Origin of the sequence: Providencia sp. PROV004 (assembly GCF_011045615.1) — a bacterium.
GTDB classification, from domain to species: Bacteria; Pseudomonadota; Gammaproteobacteria; order Enterobacterales; family Enterobacteriaceae; genus Providencia; species Providencia rettgeri.
On sequence record NZ_CP042859.1, the window covers coordinates 1,997,408 to 2,009,203 of the forward strand.

Here is an 11,796-nt window from a genome sequence, read left to right on the forward strand (position 1 = left end):
GGTGGCTGTATGAGTAGTTTATTGCTCCTTAAAACACGCCCACAAATTGTTATACCTGAGCTGGCGGTTCGCTTGGGCTTGAATGAAGCTTTACTGCTTCAGCAAGTCCAATACTGGCTATCTGAAACCTCGTCAGGTGTTGATCATGACGGTAGGCGCTGGGTTTATAACACTATTGAAGAATGGCGTGAACAATTCCCGTATTTTTCCGAATCCACAATTAAGCGTGCATTTAACAATTTAAAAAAATTGGGTGTATTAAATATTGAGCAAATCAATAAACGCACCCATGACCGCACAAATTATTACTCTATAAATTATGAACATGCGTTGTTATCCGATGAGGTCAAATTGAACCCATCGAACAGTTCAGCCGAAGCCTCTCGAACAGGTCAAAATGAACCCATCGATAAGCGCAAAATGAAACGTTCGAACAGTACCAAAATGACCTCATCGAACGGGTCAAATTGCCCTGATCTTACAGAGAGTACTACAGAGAATACACAAGAGATTACAACAGAGAGTAACTCTTTTTGTCAGGCTCATGCTGAGCCCGACCATGCGCAAGCTGTTTTAGATCATTTCAACAAGGTCACTAACTCAAGTTACCGGGATGGAAAAACAACAATGGGCCACATCAGAGCCCGTCTAGCTGAAAACTATACCTCAGATGATTTAATTCTGGTGACTGACTACATCACAGCCAAGTGGCTAAACGACTCAAGAATGAGTGATTACCTACGCCCGAAAACATTATTTAGCCCTGAAAACTGCATGGAGTACTTTGAAAAAGCTCAGAAATGGCATGAGGCTGGTCGCCCCGTCTGTGTTAACGGTAAATGGCTCAAGCCTGGTGAAGTTGCTGTAAGTATCGATCCGGTAGAACGTGACAATGCTTACACACGGATCATTGGTTCTAGGTTAACCCCTAAAAATCGGACGGAAGAAATCGCAGCTGAATTAGCGGGTAAACAGGGTGTTCGTAACATGTCGGATTTTGTAGGTCGCAAGGCATGGTTAGGTATTTGGCAACAGGCAGCAGAGCTAGCAGCGAAAGAGGTGACAGCATGATGCGTAGTGAAACTAAAGCAATCTATGGTGTTGACGTTCTAGGCATGATTGCCATGTTCAAGCAGCTACGTAAATGGCGCACTATTCGCAAGCTCCGCAACAGATGGAATCAATCCCGTCGTGATTTAGTTACCTGCAGGAAGTTTCGCCATTTAAACCATCATGCTGACCATTTTCAAGTTCAGCAGCGTTATAAGCATATGCGCGAGTATGTTAAATCCCACCAGCAGCGAGGCGTTATCTAATGGCTGTTTATTCAAGTAATACCGCACCAGAAGATAAGGATTGCTGGCAAACGCCTCAATGGTTATTTGAAGCTTTAACGCTTGAGTTTGGTTTTTGGTTAGATGCTGCCGCAAATGAGCAAAATGCCTTGTGTCCATATTTCTTAACCATAGAACAGAATGCATTACAAAGTGATTGGGTAAGTCGTGGCGCCATATGGTGTAACCCGCCTTACAGTAAGATAAAACCGTGGATCGCTAAAGCTGCGGAACAATGCACAAAGCAAAACCAACCAATAGTGATGTTATTGCCAGCGGATAAATCAACATCTTGGTACTCATTGGCGCTAAAAAGCGTTGATGAAGTTCGAACTATTATCGATGGCCGTATTAATTTTGTTGATCCCAATACTGGAAAAGAGAAAAAGGGCAATAGTAAAGGCTCAATTCTTCTTATCTGGCGTCCATTTGTAGAGCCAAAAGCAATTGGTACGCATGTCTCAAAAAATCGCTTAATGGAGTTAGGCAAAGCAATCTTAGGGGAGGCGGTATGACTCCTTTGTATTTAAGAATCGCGAGCGAATTCAAAGCGGGTAATGAAATAACAACCAAGAAAATCAGAAGCATATATGCATCATCTAACAGTCATACAAAAATCACGGTAGATTTTTTGCTCAGAGCTAAAGCGATAAAGAAAACAGGAAGAAAAGAAGGGGCTTTTAGTATTTATGTGCTTCAGCAAGATGCTTATGAGAAAACAGTCGAACTAGACAATAAAAGCAAGAGATATAGAGCAAAAACAAATCGGCATGTTAAGTGTGATGTTAAAGAGTTAATGAAAACGCATAACCCATTGATATTAAAATTCAATGCATTACTGGCGGGGGTAAGGACATGAGTGAAAATGACAATGTTATTCAATTTAAAGCGCCTAGTGATGCAATTCCCACCATCGACACGGAAGTAAAGGGAAGAAAAAACAGGCAGCAAATGTACTGTAAGCATCATTCACTAATTATCGATGAAGAGCATAGAACAGTTGAATGCAACGATTGTGGCTGTGTTGTCGAGGCTTTCGATGTTCTGTTAGCTAGGGCGAATAATGCCGAGTCGGTAATCCGAGGAATGAGTGAATTACTAGATAAGCGTGACGAACTGCGTAAATCAGTTGATGCTTTACTGAAAGAAGAAAAGAACACCAAAGCTAGATTACGTAGCGCTAGAACAGATTTAGCGTTTATTGAAAATAAAAAGCTTCAGCATGAGGGGAAGGTTGGATGAAAAATACCATGCTAGAAATGCAGCCTTGCCGTTATTGCAATAGCTCCGACACGACAGTCGAAAGTCATAGCTATAGGACATGGTTCTATGTTCGCTGCCATCGCTGCGGTGCTAAAGGTCCCGATGTTAATGATAAACCAATGGCTGTTACTGTATGGAATAAGGGGGTAATTAGTGAGTAATTCAATATCTCTAATTTTACCTTTTCCACCAAGTGTTAATGCTTGCTGGCGGAATATCAACGGTAAAACGTTAATCAGCGCAAAAGGGCGGGCGTTCCGGGCTAGTGCAATAGCTGCTATTTATACCCAATTAAGACCAAGGCCTAGGGTAATTACTGAAAACGTATCCGTCATTGTGAAGATGTACCCACCCACTTATCACAGAAGAGATATTGATAACTATCTAAAAGCACCATTTGACGCCATCACCCATGCCAATATTTGGAAAGATGATGAGCAAGTTAAGCATGTTGATATCACTTGGTGTGAAGTCATAAAAGGTGGTCGATTTGAAATTGAGATAAAGCCCCTCAATGCAGAAGTGGAGAAAATATCATGAATCACCAATGGATATTAACCCCAATTATTATTCCTGAAATTAAGGCTGTGATGTTTAGACCAGGAACAAGCCTAAATTTGTTTAATGGCAGAATGCTGATCACGACATTACCTGATGAATTAAAGTATCAACCATCGGGTCTTATCTCTCTTGCTGACCAATACCTCAGCGACGTAGTGACTGATGAACGGGTATCAAAATCTGTATTAAATTTAACCATCAACCCCGAGCCACCAGCCAGCTTGATGTTAAAGCCAAAGTTTAAACGCTGGACAAGCGACGAATACCTTAAGTGGGTTAAATCACAACCATGTTGTGTTTGTGGCGCCACAGCAGATGATGCTCACCATTTAATCGGTTACGGGCAGGGGGGAACAGGCACTAAAGCCCATGACTTGTTCACTATTCCATTGTGCAGGGTTCACCACAGCGAGTTACATAAAGATCCAAATGGGTGGGAGCGGGAGCACGGAAGCCAAATCATTTTGTTATTTAAATTTCTAGATCGGTCTATCGGTCTGGGTGTTTTTGGTTGATAGAGGCGGATATCATGAAATTAGAAAATGTACTTAAAAACTTTCATCCTAAGTCACCGACATTCGGCAATGTAGCTGGCTGCACATCCCCAGACCGTTTAACAGGTACCGATATTATGGCGGCTGTAGGCATGACTGAATCACAAGCTGAATTCGGTATGGCGGCTTTTTTGGCGAAAAATGATATCAGCGAAGAGGATAAGTTCTCTACGGTAGAAGCCTTGACCCAATATGCTAAAAAAACCACTCCTAGGCTGGTGGCTAAAGCTGCAGGTAAAAAGTTGGGTTATTGTCTAATTATTCTGGCCAGAATGGCATTTGAAGATTATGCCCGTTCAGCCGGTTCAGTTTTTCCATGCTCAGCATGTAGCGGTAAAGGTCTTATTTATAAGCGCAAGGACGTAGTCAAACATCCTGGTATAACCAGACTAGACGGAACTGTAATTATTGAGCCGTGGACGAAAAATGAAGAAGTGGGTGAATTGTGCCAAGAGTGTAACGGTAAGGGGCAACTAGCACACCGTTGCCGCTGTAAAGGGAGGGGCAAGGTATTAGATGACATTCAGACTAAGCAGCAGGGCGTTCCCGTATTTAAAGATTGTCCTCGTTGTGCTGGTAAGGGGTTCAACCGTGTACCGTCGTCTGTGGCATATAATGCAATAAGGCATTTAGTACCTGATTTAACACAATCATCATGGTCACGTAATTGGAAGCCATTTTATGAAAAATTAGCTAGTAAATGTTTTATTGAAGAAAGTGCGGCTGAACAAGCATTTAGAAAAGTAACCAAATAAACATAATAAGAGGTGATGCTCTTAGTCCATTAACATTTAATGTAACTATTAGTTATATTTTTGTGTGAAAATTGAACTAAATTAGCAATCTGTCAAGCATATTTTTAAGATGTAGACATATGATTTATATAAGTTTATATTCGAATTTGATTTTTTGAAAAATGGGTATTTTATGAATAATGTTTATGAAGAAGATCTAAAGAGATTATGGAGTGGTTATGGCCCAATAGATCTGTTTAATGATTTCGAGTCATTGGCTACAGACATTCAAAAAAGAGCGGAATTAATAGAACCTTGTAGAAAATTAATAGCTAGTAGGAATAAGCTAAAAAGTTACAATAATAAAAACTCATACGATTTAAAGTCAGAATTTGAACTAATACTTAATATAGGTTGGCTTCCTCATTCTATTTTTATTTTTTCTGCATTTTTAGAGGGAATAAAAATTAAGGCGATAGGTAAAATTAATGGGGCATGGGTATTCGAAACTAATATTGGGAAATGATACATACAAAGCTAGTTTGATTTTTGCATAAAATTGACTTATTATCTTCTAATAATGGACATTCTATACCTAGTCGCATTAAACCAATTCAAGGCCTCGCAATTGCGGGGCTTTCTTCTTTTAAGGATTAGCTCTTATTATGAGCAAAATATTTAATGTCATTATCGCGTTGTTTTTATTGGGAGCTGGCTTTGTGCTAGGACTCACTCTTTCCTATAAAGATGATGTAAATGTTATTGAGAGAACCAAACGCACAGTGCTTGGATACTTGAACAGCCCTAAATTGGAGTCATTTAAAGATGTGGGATACCATTTCGATAAAATATCTCATAATGGTGGAGAGGTTGGTTATGTTTGTGGTTATGTATCTAGGCACTACGACTTTGTTAGTGAAGTTGAATTTAAACGCTTTGTGGTTAAAACCTACATAAAGCCTGATGGGGAAATTAATATATCAATACCAGCGATAGATGGCGTTGAGGAAGTTTTTGATAAACCGCAAATTGACAAACTGTGGAATAGTTATTGTATATCACCCACCCTCAGCAATTAAAAAAAACCACCTACAGCAAGAGGTGGCGGTATACATACCATTGGGAAAAACCAGAAAAAAGCTCTCTAAATGTTTGCAGATCAATTTATATCACTAACTTTACTTAAGGTAAATATCCAAAAATAATTCCGTTCACATAATGAAAACTCTATTTACTAGCTTCTATCTTGCACATAGCGGCATTAAAGCGAGTAGGGTTTTCATTGTGGAGAATGCCAAGGCTGATTGGCTAACTCGCATGGGTTATCTGTACTTATCAGGATAGAAGCACACACGCCATGGGGAACCTGAATGCATACACTCTCAGCGTATGCCTCCACAACACCATCTTTTTATTGCTTGTATTACACGGCCTATTTCTTGTTTTGTAAGATTAATTTAACTTATGATCACTGTCACATGCATCAATTTAAGTAGGTGCATTGCATTCTTTTTGTAATTACCATCTTGGTTCAATTAGAATGCAAAGGTGCAAAGATGACCGCTGAAATCGCTGTATATAACAAAACCGCAGTAGCTTTAGCTGCTGATTCTGCTGTGACAATTTCAGGTGGAAATACATATAAAATTAATAACGGAGCTGAAAAATTATTTGCATTAAGTAAGCATCATCCCGTTGGTGTAATGGTATACGGTAACGGAAGTTTATGCGGTGTTCCTTGGGAAATGATAATAAAAGCGTTTAGAAAACAGTTGAAAGATGAGTCTTTTCCCACTTTAGAGGGATACGCGGACAGGTTTTGGGAATTTTTATCCAAAGCAACCAATATAATTCCGCCAGATGTTAGAGATTTTCATTTAGATGTTTTCTATTCAGAGCATATTTTTAACTCTGTAGTTAGTTATGTGGATGAAGTCAACATAGATCCATTACTAAAAAACAATATAACTGTCTCTGAAGAAGATGCATATAATTTTATGGAAGAGGCTTGTAATCTTTTTTCTAACTATATTGAACAAGAAAAGGATTTAGAGGGGGTAGATGAGGGAAGTTATAATGAAGTAAGAGTGTTTGCTCAAGAGGTTGCCGCCAAAATAATGAGTGAGCGATTCTCAGCGCTGAAAGCAACCCCTCCAGACTCCCTAATTAATGCGTTTGCCAATCTTTTTGCAAAGTCCACATGTAAAAAGTCAATATTTGGAAATAACACAGGTGTTGTAATAGCCGGCTATGGAGAAGATGAATTTTTCCCTTCTGTATTAGCGTTTGATGTTTTAGGTTTTTTTGGTGAGAGACTTTTACGTTACTCTAATCTGGCTAAAAGTAGCTTTGCAGGTGAAAGTGGTGTTACAGCCTTTGCTCAAGAAGAGGAGGTTCACGCTTTTATGCAGGGAGTGTCAGGGGACTTGAAATATTATATATATGATACTATAAATGAAGCAGGGAATATTCTTGTTGAAAGAATTGAATCCCTAATTGATGGGAAGGGAATTCAAGATGCTTCCTCAATAAAAGATGAAGCAAGTGATATTATTAAGAGTATTACTGACCACAGCCTCCAAAATATCGAAAATCATATGAAGGCTAAGTATGTATTAAAAGTCGTTGAAATGATTGAGTTTTTGACTAAATCAGATTTGGGTTACATGGCTGAATCATTGGTTAACTTAACTGCTTTTAAGCGTAAAGTTTCTAATGATAGTGAAACAGTTGGCGGTCCAATAGATGTGGCTATCATATCAAAGGGCGATGGATTTGTGTGGGTGCAACGAAAGCATTATTTTAATAGAGAGTTAAACAATGACTATTTCAATAGGCAATAACAAGGAGAGGATCATGAATAGTAATGTTATGGATAGTGCTATTAACTTAAGAGCATGGCATATGACTGCTAAAACTAACAACAAAAATAACAGTTCAGGTGTGTTAGCTCAGATAGTGGCTACAAGTAAGTCTACTACGACACCCGACAATAAAAAAAATTATTCTTTTTTAATGAAAAAGTAGCTTTAATATTAAATTTTAAATAGTTACTAATTTTATTAACTATTTTCTTTATCTAAAGGTCACTTCGGTGGCCTTTTTTGTTGCCTAAATATCAACTGAATTCATTAACCCACACTAGCTTCTGTAGCTGGTGGATTTTCTATTACCTACGCACTAAGGAACGTAACTATGTACGCACTTAAATTAATGACAGAACGTGAAGGCCGTAAAGTTGAAGAGTCACATTATTTGGGAAAAATGTACCGACTGGAGTTTTATCCAGTAGTCGATAATCCCGATATAGTTGCTCGACTGGAATACACAACAAAAGACGGTGTTCCTGCATTTGATATCAAGCGAACAGATCATGCCTACATTACTACGGTAACTGGCGATACGGTTCGAGTTATCTGCAGAGGTAAAACACCTTCTCATTAACTGTTAAGAGAACAAATAATTTATGAGCACATCAATAGGGATAACCCTCGGTGCTGCTGGCGGTGGCGCGATGGGCGGTTTCCTTATTGGTGCCGACTATGGTGTTGTGCTAGGCGCAGTTATAGGCGCATCAGTTTCCGTCATTGCATCTAAAGATAATAACAGACGAAAGATATTCCATTTTATTTTGGCGCTCGGTGCGGGGATCCTCATAGCTAAAGAGGCTTCTGAGCTTATCGCTCAAGTCTGGTCATGGGAAATTAGCCCTAAGATAACAGCCATTATTATTTCGGCTTTGTTAATCCCCGTTCTGGTACTGGCTGCAAACAAAGACAACCTTAGAAAGTTGTTTAGTCGTATTGCCGCATCAATAGACCGAAACTTCAGCAGTATCGTACAGGCCATTAAAGATTGGCGAAATAAAGGGGGTAACTGATGGAAGCCTTCCTTAGCAAAATAAATCAGTTGGTTAATTGGATTGAGTTACATCCATGGGATGCGGCTGACATTTCATTCATGCTTGCTTCAGCGATAACGGTATTTCTCTGCCCCTATAAGAAAACGAGAGATTCTGTCATTGGTAATATTTTAATTATTTGCTGGATTTGCCAAATAGGGGAAACGATATACGGAGAGCGGATATCAGCGGCCTCAGATGTTTTATTTGATGGTGTGTTTTTTGTCGTCATATTCGCCGTTGGCGGAAATATCATGTCGGTTGTCGTTTTCAGTAAATTAATCGCTCGACTCAAATCAATCTGGCGGCTAGTTAAGCTGCCTTTTACTTTTATGGTGAAGAAATGAAATTAAGTGAACATTTCGATAGCAATGAATTTGCATGTAAAGACGGGTGCGGAGCAAATCAAGTTGAACCTAAGTTGGTTGAAATACTTGAAAGTGTTCGCGCTCACTTTGGTAAGCCGATAATTGTTGTTAGCGGTCGTCGCTGTGCTAAACACAACAGTAAAGTAGGTGGTGCTCCTAAATCTCAGCACTTATTAGGTACGGCAGCAGATATCAAGGTAAATGGTGTGGCGCCGAAAGTTGTCGCTGATTATCTTGAATCTCAGTTTCCTGATAGCTACGGCATTGGTCGCTATAAGACATTCACACATATCGATGTGAGAGGATATAAAGCACGATGGGGCAGCAATTAAGCGTACTAACCAAAACGTTAATGGCCGCTTGTGCCATTTTGCTATTTTGGCTTATTTGGGTTGTGAATGATTACGACAAATTGAGTGATAAGTTTGATAAAAAATCAAATGAGCTTGCTGCCAATCAATTCATATTATCCACTGTTTTAGAGCTATCGGTAACATTCAATGAAATTTCACGAAATAACCTTAGGGAGCGTGACGCAGCGGCAGTGGCTTCTGAAACGGTTAAAACCATTATCAAAACCGTTATTGTGGATGATAAGTGTGCTGCCATCAATGCTCCTCGTGATGCTACTGTCGAGTTGCACAACCACGCGAATAGAATACGTTCAAATGCCATCAGTGCCCATCCCAGCCCATTTACTCAATGATTGTTTGCCTGAGTACATCCCTGAGACATTTCCTTGGGGTGATTCTTTATTGATAAATGAGTCGCTACTAACAGTTATTGAGCAATGTAATTTAGATAAAAAAGCCATTCGGGAAATTGAAGCGGAAAGGGTAAAAAAGTAGCCCGGGGATGTACTGGCTATAAATCGTATATAGAAAGGAAATCATGAAAATGAATTATTTACTTGTTAATGCGATGTATAAATTAAACCTAATTTCTCTAATTGTAAATAATTATTACTTTTGGTTTCCAATTGTTTCACCTATTGATTTGATAGCTAAAATTGAACAGCGAGCCTCGCAGTAGCGGGGCTTTTTAATGGAGAAATATCATGGCAACACAAGGCTTCGATAAACCAGCTCAATTCCGTGAAGAGTTGGATAAAAGCATTCCGAAAGAATAAAAAAAGCCCCTCGTTGGCGTGGGGCAATGCTAGGAATGGGTATTAATAATTATATGAATAGCCCAAATGTCAAATGGGCGCGCGAATATTACCAGTATAAGTTAAATAATCTATTAAATAATTGTTACTGAATACGGAAAAGAATATTGAGAATTGAGTATATAAAAAAGCCCTCAATGAAGAGGGCGCATCTAATGGAAATGCATTTTTATAGTTATTGTTATGAGTTACTAACCACCCATAGCTAGTACCGGAATAATACCACTACTTATTACTTAAGCCAAATCGGAGTATTAATCAAATGGGGAAAATCGTATTAACACCAAAGCAAATCAAGTCTCTTCATGAGTTTGCACAGGAAGAAGGGCAACCGTCTTACACTATTGAAGAAGGAACCATTTGCGATGGTGATGAGGTTGTTTATGAAGGTCTGATTGCTTATTCAGGCTCGGAAGAACATGGTGTTCTGCAACTAGAAGATTAAACACAAAAAAATAGCCCATACCACCGCCTAGTGGAATATGGGCTAACTATATGCACGGCCTGTAGGCTTATTGTTATTTATATATATATATGTCTGCTTTTAAGATTAATACATTGACTGATGAATAAGTGTAAAAAATCTTAACTAAATATGTCAGTCTCGCAATCGCGGGGCTTTTTAATACCTATAGGAGCACTAAATGCCTAATCCAATTATGAAATATTTTGAGTACCAACATCTACCAACTCACTTGCAAGAGGTTAGTAAGCCAATTGGTGATCTAGCTAAGCAGATGGATGAACAGTTACCAGATGGCGCTGAGAAATCAGCGGGGCTTCGCAAGTTGCTTGAGGCTAAGGATTGCCTTGTGCGGGCTAAATTAGGTTAGTTGTCATAAAAAAATCCCCTTCTGCGAAAAGGGGAAAGGATTTATTTAGTTTATTGAACTAATTTTTGATTATGAATACCCAAATGTCGTAAGGGCGTGAGCATGATACCAATATAAGTTAAATAATCTAGGTATAAATTGTTACGAAATACGGAAAAGAATATTGAAAAACGCGTATGCAAATAAAAAAAGCCTACACAGCGGTAGGCTAAAGTATTGCTTTACGATGAATATCAGCGTTAAGCCTAGCAGGTTATTTCAAACGTGCAATTATATTGGTGATTATCAAATAGATTAGAGATAAAAAAAAGCCCCGAGCCAGCATGCTTGGGGCTTAATGTAATCATATTGTTCATTTTATTCTAATCAGGCGTAAATATACACGGCTCCGTTTTTTAGTCAATTTATCTTTAGCTATCAGCTAATCACTGGTGGCCTTTTCATATATGGAGGTAGTCATGTCAGATAAAAAAGAAATAGCCACTATGTCTATAAAGATATCAGTCGATAGCACTGACTTAGATAAGCTGGAAGCACAATTAAAACGTATTGAAGGTCTAATGGTGAGCACTGGATTAAAACAGCCAGCTCAGCAAGGCTTGACAATGGATTTTGGTATATTCAACCCTAAAGGGTGTTTAGAACCTGTATTTACAGTTTCTTCTAGTAGAGTGTTCATTAATGATGTGTTTATTGAGAATGGCACTATACAGAAAATGGTACTGCAGCCAGTAGAAGAACAAACTAAAAAGGGTGCAGAGCAAGCGCGGTTTGAAATAACCACAGGTATCAATGATAACCGTGAGCAAGTATCTGCTGAAATGGCTCTTAAAGCTTCCGTTGAAATTAGCCGGGCAAGTAAAGCTATCTCTCAAGAGCGGTCGGAGTTTGAAAAGATTCAACAACTTATTGAGGGTAGGTTTAATTGCTTACAGTCTTCAATTGCGGATATACAACATGCTCAAGCCAACTCAGAGATAGCGAGTGCAGGTGCAATTGAGCAAGTTCGTGCGAAGATTCATCGTAAAGAACAACTTAATTTATAAAATTCTACAAACGTCATTCATGGAGTGGCGTTAA

At 38.9% G+C, this 11,796-nt stretch carries 22 protein-coding genes; all 22 read left to right on the forward strand.

The annotated features are described in order from the left end of the window. Positions 1-9: 9 nt before the first annotated feature. Positions 10-1,071 carry a conserved phage C-terminal domain-containing protein gene (locus tag FVA69_RS21630; RefSeq protein ID WP_164528692.1) on the forward strand — a complete coding sequence of 354 codons (1,062 nt, stop codon included), beginning with the start codon at positions 10-12 and terminating at the stop codon, positions 1,069-1,071. After that, positions 1,068-1,316, forward strand: a complete 249-nt coding sequence (locus tag FVA69_RS08685; RefSeq protein ID WP_238789296.1) for a hypothetical protein — start codon at positions 1,068-1,070, stop codon at positions 1,314-1,316. The genes FVA69_RS21630 and FVA69_RS08685 overlap by 4 nt, the downstream gene beginning before the upstream one ends. Further along, positions 1,316-1,849, forward strand: coding sequence for a phage N-6-adenine-methyltransferase (locus FVA69_RS08690; RefSeq protein WP_164528693.1), 534 nt, complete (start codon positions 1,316-1,318; stop codon positions 1,847-1,849). Before FVA69_RS08685 ends, FVA69_RS08690 begins: the two co-directional genes overlap by 1 nt. Next, positions 1,846-2,193: a hypothetical protein gene (locus tag FVA69_RS08695; RefSeq protein WP_164528694.1), complete on the forward strand. Its 348-nt coding sequence runs from the start codon at positions 1,846-1,848 to the stop codon at positions 2,191-2,193. The genes FVA69_RS08690 and FVA69_RS08695 overlap by 4 nt, the downstream gene beginning before the upstream one ends. Continuing rightward, a complete protein-coding gene (locus FVA69_RS08700) occupies positions 2,190-2,576 on the forward strand; it encodes a hypothetical protein (protein ID WP_164528695.1) in 387 nt (128 codons plus the stop codon). The genes FVA69_RS08695 and FVA69_RS08700 overlap by 4 nt, the downstream gene beginning before the upstream one ends. 17 nt (positions 2,577-2,593) lie before the next feature. Next, positions 2,594-2,758, forward strand: coding sequence for a Lar family restriction alleviation protein (locus FVA69_RS21500; RefSeq protein WP_336431443.1), 165 nt, complete (start codon positions 2,594-2,596; stop codon positions 2,756-2,758). Continuing rightward, complete coding sequence (locus FVA69_RS08710; RefSeq protein WP_164528697.1) at positions 2,751-3,137, forward strand: RusA family crossover junction endodeoxyribonuclease; 387 nt, start codon at positions 2,751-2,753, stop codon at positions 3,135-3,137. The genes FVA69_RS21500 and FVA69_RS08710 overlap by 8 nt, the downstream gene beginning before the upstream one ends. Then, positions 3,134-3,673 carry a DUF968 domain-containing protein gene (locus FVA69_RS21635; protein WP_164528698.1) on the forward strand — a complete coding sequence of 180 codons (540 nt, stop codon included), beginning with the start codon at positions 3,134-3,136 and terminating at the stop codon, positions 3,671-3,673. The genes FVA69_RS08710 and FVA69_RS21635 overlap by 4 nt, the downstream gene beginning before the upstream one ends. Positions 3,674-3,687: 14 nt before the next feature. Next, positions 3,688-4,467 carry an antitermination protein gene (locus FVA69_RS08720; protein WP_164528699.1) on the forward strand — a complete coding sequence of 260 codons (780 nt, stop codon included), beginning with the start codon at positions 3,688-3,690 and terminating at the stop codon, positions 4,465-4,467. Between the two features lie 172 nt (positions 4,468-4,639). Next, positions 4,640-4,972, forward strand: coding sequence for a hypothetical protein (locus tag FVA69_RS08725; protein WP_164528700.1), 333 nt, complete (start codon positions 4,640-4,642; stop codon positions 4,970-4,972). Between the two features lie 139 nt (positions 4,973-5,111). Next, positions 5,112-5,525 carry a hypothetical protein gene (locus tag FVA69_RS08730; RefSeq protein WP_123381826.1) on the forward strand — a complete coding sequence of 138 codons (414 nt, stop codon included), beginning with the start codon at positions 5,112-5,114 and terminating at the stop codon, positions 5,523-5,525. A 477-nt stretch (positions 5,526-6,002) separates the two neighbouring features. After that, a complete protein-coding gene (locus FVA69_RS08735) occupies positions 6,003-7,289 on the forward strand; it encodes a hypothetical protein (protein ID WP_164528701.1) in 1,287 nt (428 codons plus the stop codon). Between the two features lie 13 nt (positions 7,290-7,302). Continuing rightward, a complete protein-coding gene (locus FVA69_RS08740; RefSeq protein WP_164528702.1) occupies positions 7,303-7,473 on the forward strand; it encodes a hypothetical protein in 171 nt (56 codons plus the stop codon). Between the two features lie 168 nt (positions 7,474-7,641). Next, positions 7,642-7,890 (forward strand): hypothetical protein, encoded by a 249-nt coding sequence (locus tag FVA69_RS08745; RefSeq protein ID WP_096863818.1) that lies wholly within the window; start codon positions 7,642-7,644, stop codon positions 7,888-7,890. A gap of 22 nt (positions 7,891-7,912) precedes the next feature. After that, positions 7,913-8,326, forward strand: a complete 414-nt coding sequence (locus FVA69_RS08750) for a putative holin (protein WP_164528703.1) — start codon at positions 7,913-7,915, stop codon at positions 8,324-8,326. Continuing rightward, positions 8,326-8,694, forward strand: coding sequence for a hypothetical protein (locus FVA69_RS08755; RefSeq protein ID WP_164528704.1), 369 nt, complete (start codon positions 8,326-8,328; stop codon positions 8,692-8,694). Before FVA69_RS08750 ends, FVA69_RS08755 begins: the two co-directional genes overlap by 1 nt. After that, the gene (locus FVA69_RS08760) at positions 8,691-9,047 is read left to right on the forward strand and encodes a D-Ala-D-Ala carboxypeptidase family metallohydrolase (protein WP_164528705.1); all 357 of its coding nucleotides are present in this window, start codon (positions 8,691-8,693) and stop codon (positions 9,045-9,047) included. Before FVA69_RS08755 ends, FVA69_RS08760 begins: the two co-directional genes overlap by 4 nt. Continuing rightward, the gene (locus FVA69_RS08765) at positions 9,032-9,421 is read left to right on the forward strand and encodes a hypothetical protein (RefSeq protein ID WP_164528706.1); all 390 of its coding nucleotides are present in this window, start codon (positions 9,032-9,034) and stop codon (positions 9,419-9,421) included. The genes FVA69_RS08760 and FVA69_RS08765 overlap by 16 nt, the downstream gene beginning before the upstream one ends. After that, on the forward strand, positions 9,384-9,563 hold the full coding sequence (lysC, locus tag FVA69_RS21815; RefSeq protein WP_434738209.1) for an Rz1-like lysis system protein LysC: 180 nt from the start codon (positions 9,384-9,386) through the stop codon (positions 9,561-9,563). The genes FVA69_RS08765 and lysC overlap by 38 nt, the downstream gene beginning before the upstream one ends. A gap of 582 nt (positions 9,564-10,145) precedes the next feature. Next, the gene (locus FVA69_RS08770) at positions 10,146-10,328 is read left to right on the forward strand and encodes a hypothetical protein (RefSeq protein WP_164528707.1); all 183 of its coding nucleotides are present in this window, start codon (positions 10,146-10,148) and stop codon (positions 10,326-10,328) included. A 199-nt stretch (positions 10,329-10,527) separates the two neighbouring features. After that, entirely contained in the window at positions 10,528-10,716 is a 189-nt protein-coding gene (locus tag FVA69_RS08775) for a hypothetical protein (protein WP_164528708.1), read from the forward strand. Positions 10,717-11,174: 458 nt separating this feature from the next. After that, positions 11,175-11,762, forward strand: coding sequence for a hypothetical protein (locus FVA69_RS08780; RefSeq protein WP_164528709.1), 588 nt, complete (start codon positions 11,175-11,177; stop codon positions 11,760-11,762). The last annotated feature ends 34 nt before the right edge of the window (positions 11,763-11,796 follow it).

Bases quoted from the DNA above. Each gene is read 5' to 3' on its own strand.
- FVA69_RS21630 (WP_164528692.1), top strand. From the start codon at position 10: ATGAGTAGTTTATTGCTCCTTAAAACACGCCCACAAATTGTTATACCT.
- FVA69_RS08685 (WP_238789296.1), top strand. From the start codon at position 1,068: ATGATGCGTAGTGAAACTAAAGCAATCTATGGTGTTGACGTTCTAGGC.
- FVA69_RS08690 (WP_164528693.1), top strand. From the start codon at position 1,316: ATGGCTGTTTATTCAAGTAATACCGCACCAGAAGATAAGGATTGCTGG.
- FVA69_RS08695 (WP_164528694.1), top strand. From the start codon at position 1,846: ATGACTCCTTTGTATTTAAGAATCGCGAGCGAATTCAAAGCGGGTAAT.
- FVA69_RS08700 (WP_164528695.1), top strand. From the start codon at position 2,190: ATGAGTGAAAATGACAATGTTATTCAATTTAAAGCGCCTAGTGATGCA.
- FVA69_RS21500 (WP_336431443.1), top strand. From the start codon at position 2,594: ATGCAGCCTTGCCGTTATTGCAATAGCTCCGACACGACAGTCGAAAGT.
- FVA69_RS21635 (WP_164528698.1), top strand. From the start codon at position 3,134: ATGAATCACCAATGGATATTAACCCCAATTATTATTCCTGAAATTAAG.
- FVA69_RS08720 (WP_164528699.1), top strand. From the start codon at position 3,688: ATGAAATTAGAAAATGTACTTAAAAACTTTCATCCTAAGTCACCGACA.
- FVA69_RS08725 (WP_164528700.1), top strand. From the start codon at position 4,640: ATGAATAATGTTTATGAAGAAGATCTAAAGAGATTATGGAGTGGTTAT.
- FVA69_RS08730 (WP_123381826.1), top strand. From the start codon at position 5,112: ATGAGCAAAATATTTAATGTCATTATCGCGTTGTTTTTATTGGGAGCT.
- FVA69_RS08735 (WP_164528701.1), top strand. From the start codon at position 6,003: ATGACCGCTGAAATCGCTGTATATAACAAAACCGCAGTAGCTTTAGCT.
- FVA69_RS08740 (WP_164528702.1), top strand. From the start codon at position 7,303: ATGAATAGTAATGTTATGGATAGTGCTATTAACTTAAGAGCATGGCAT.
- FVA69_RS08745 (WP_096863818.1), top strand. From the start codon at position 7,642: ATGTACGCACTTAAATTAATGACAGAACGTGAAGGCCGTAAAGTTGAA.
- FVA69_RS08750 (WP_164528703.1), top strand. From the start codon at position 7,913: ATGAGCACATCAATAGGGATAACCCTCGGTGCTGCTGGCGGTGGCGCG.
- FVA69_RS08755 (WP_164528704.1), top strand. From the start codon at position 8,326: ATGGAAGCCTTCCTTAGCAAAATAAATCAGTTGGTTAATTGGATTGAG.
- FVA69_RS08760 (WP_164528705.1), top strand. From the start codon at position 8,691: ATGAAATTAAGTGAACATTTCGATAGCAATGAATTTGCATGTAAAGAC.
- FVA69_RS08765 (WP_164528706.1), top strand. From the start codon at position 9,032: ATGGGGCAGCAATTAAGCGTACTAACCAAAACGTTAATGGCCGCTTGT.
- lysC (WP_434738209.1), top strand. From the start codon at position 9,384: ATGCCATCAGTGCCCATCCCAGCCCATTTACTCAATGATTGTTTGCCT.
- FVA69_RS08770 (WP_164528707.1), top strand. From the start codon at position 10,146: ATGGGGAAAATCGTATTAACACCAAAGCAAATCAAGTCTCTTCATGAG.
- FVA69_RS08775 (WP_164528708.1), top strand. From the start codon at position 10,528: ATGCCTAATCCAATTATGAAATATTTTGAGTACCAACATCTACCAACT.
- FVA69_RS08780 (WP_164528709.1), top strand. From the start codon at position 11,175: ATGTCAGATAAAAAAGAAATAGCCACTATGTCTATAAAGATATCAGTC.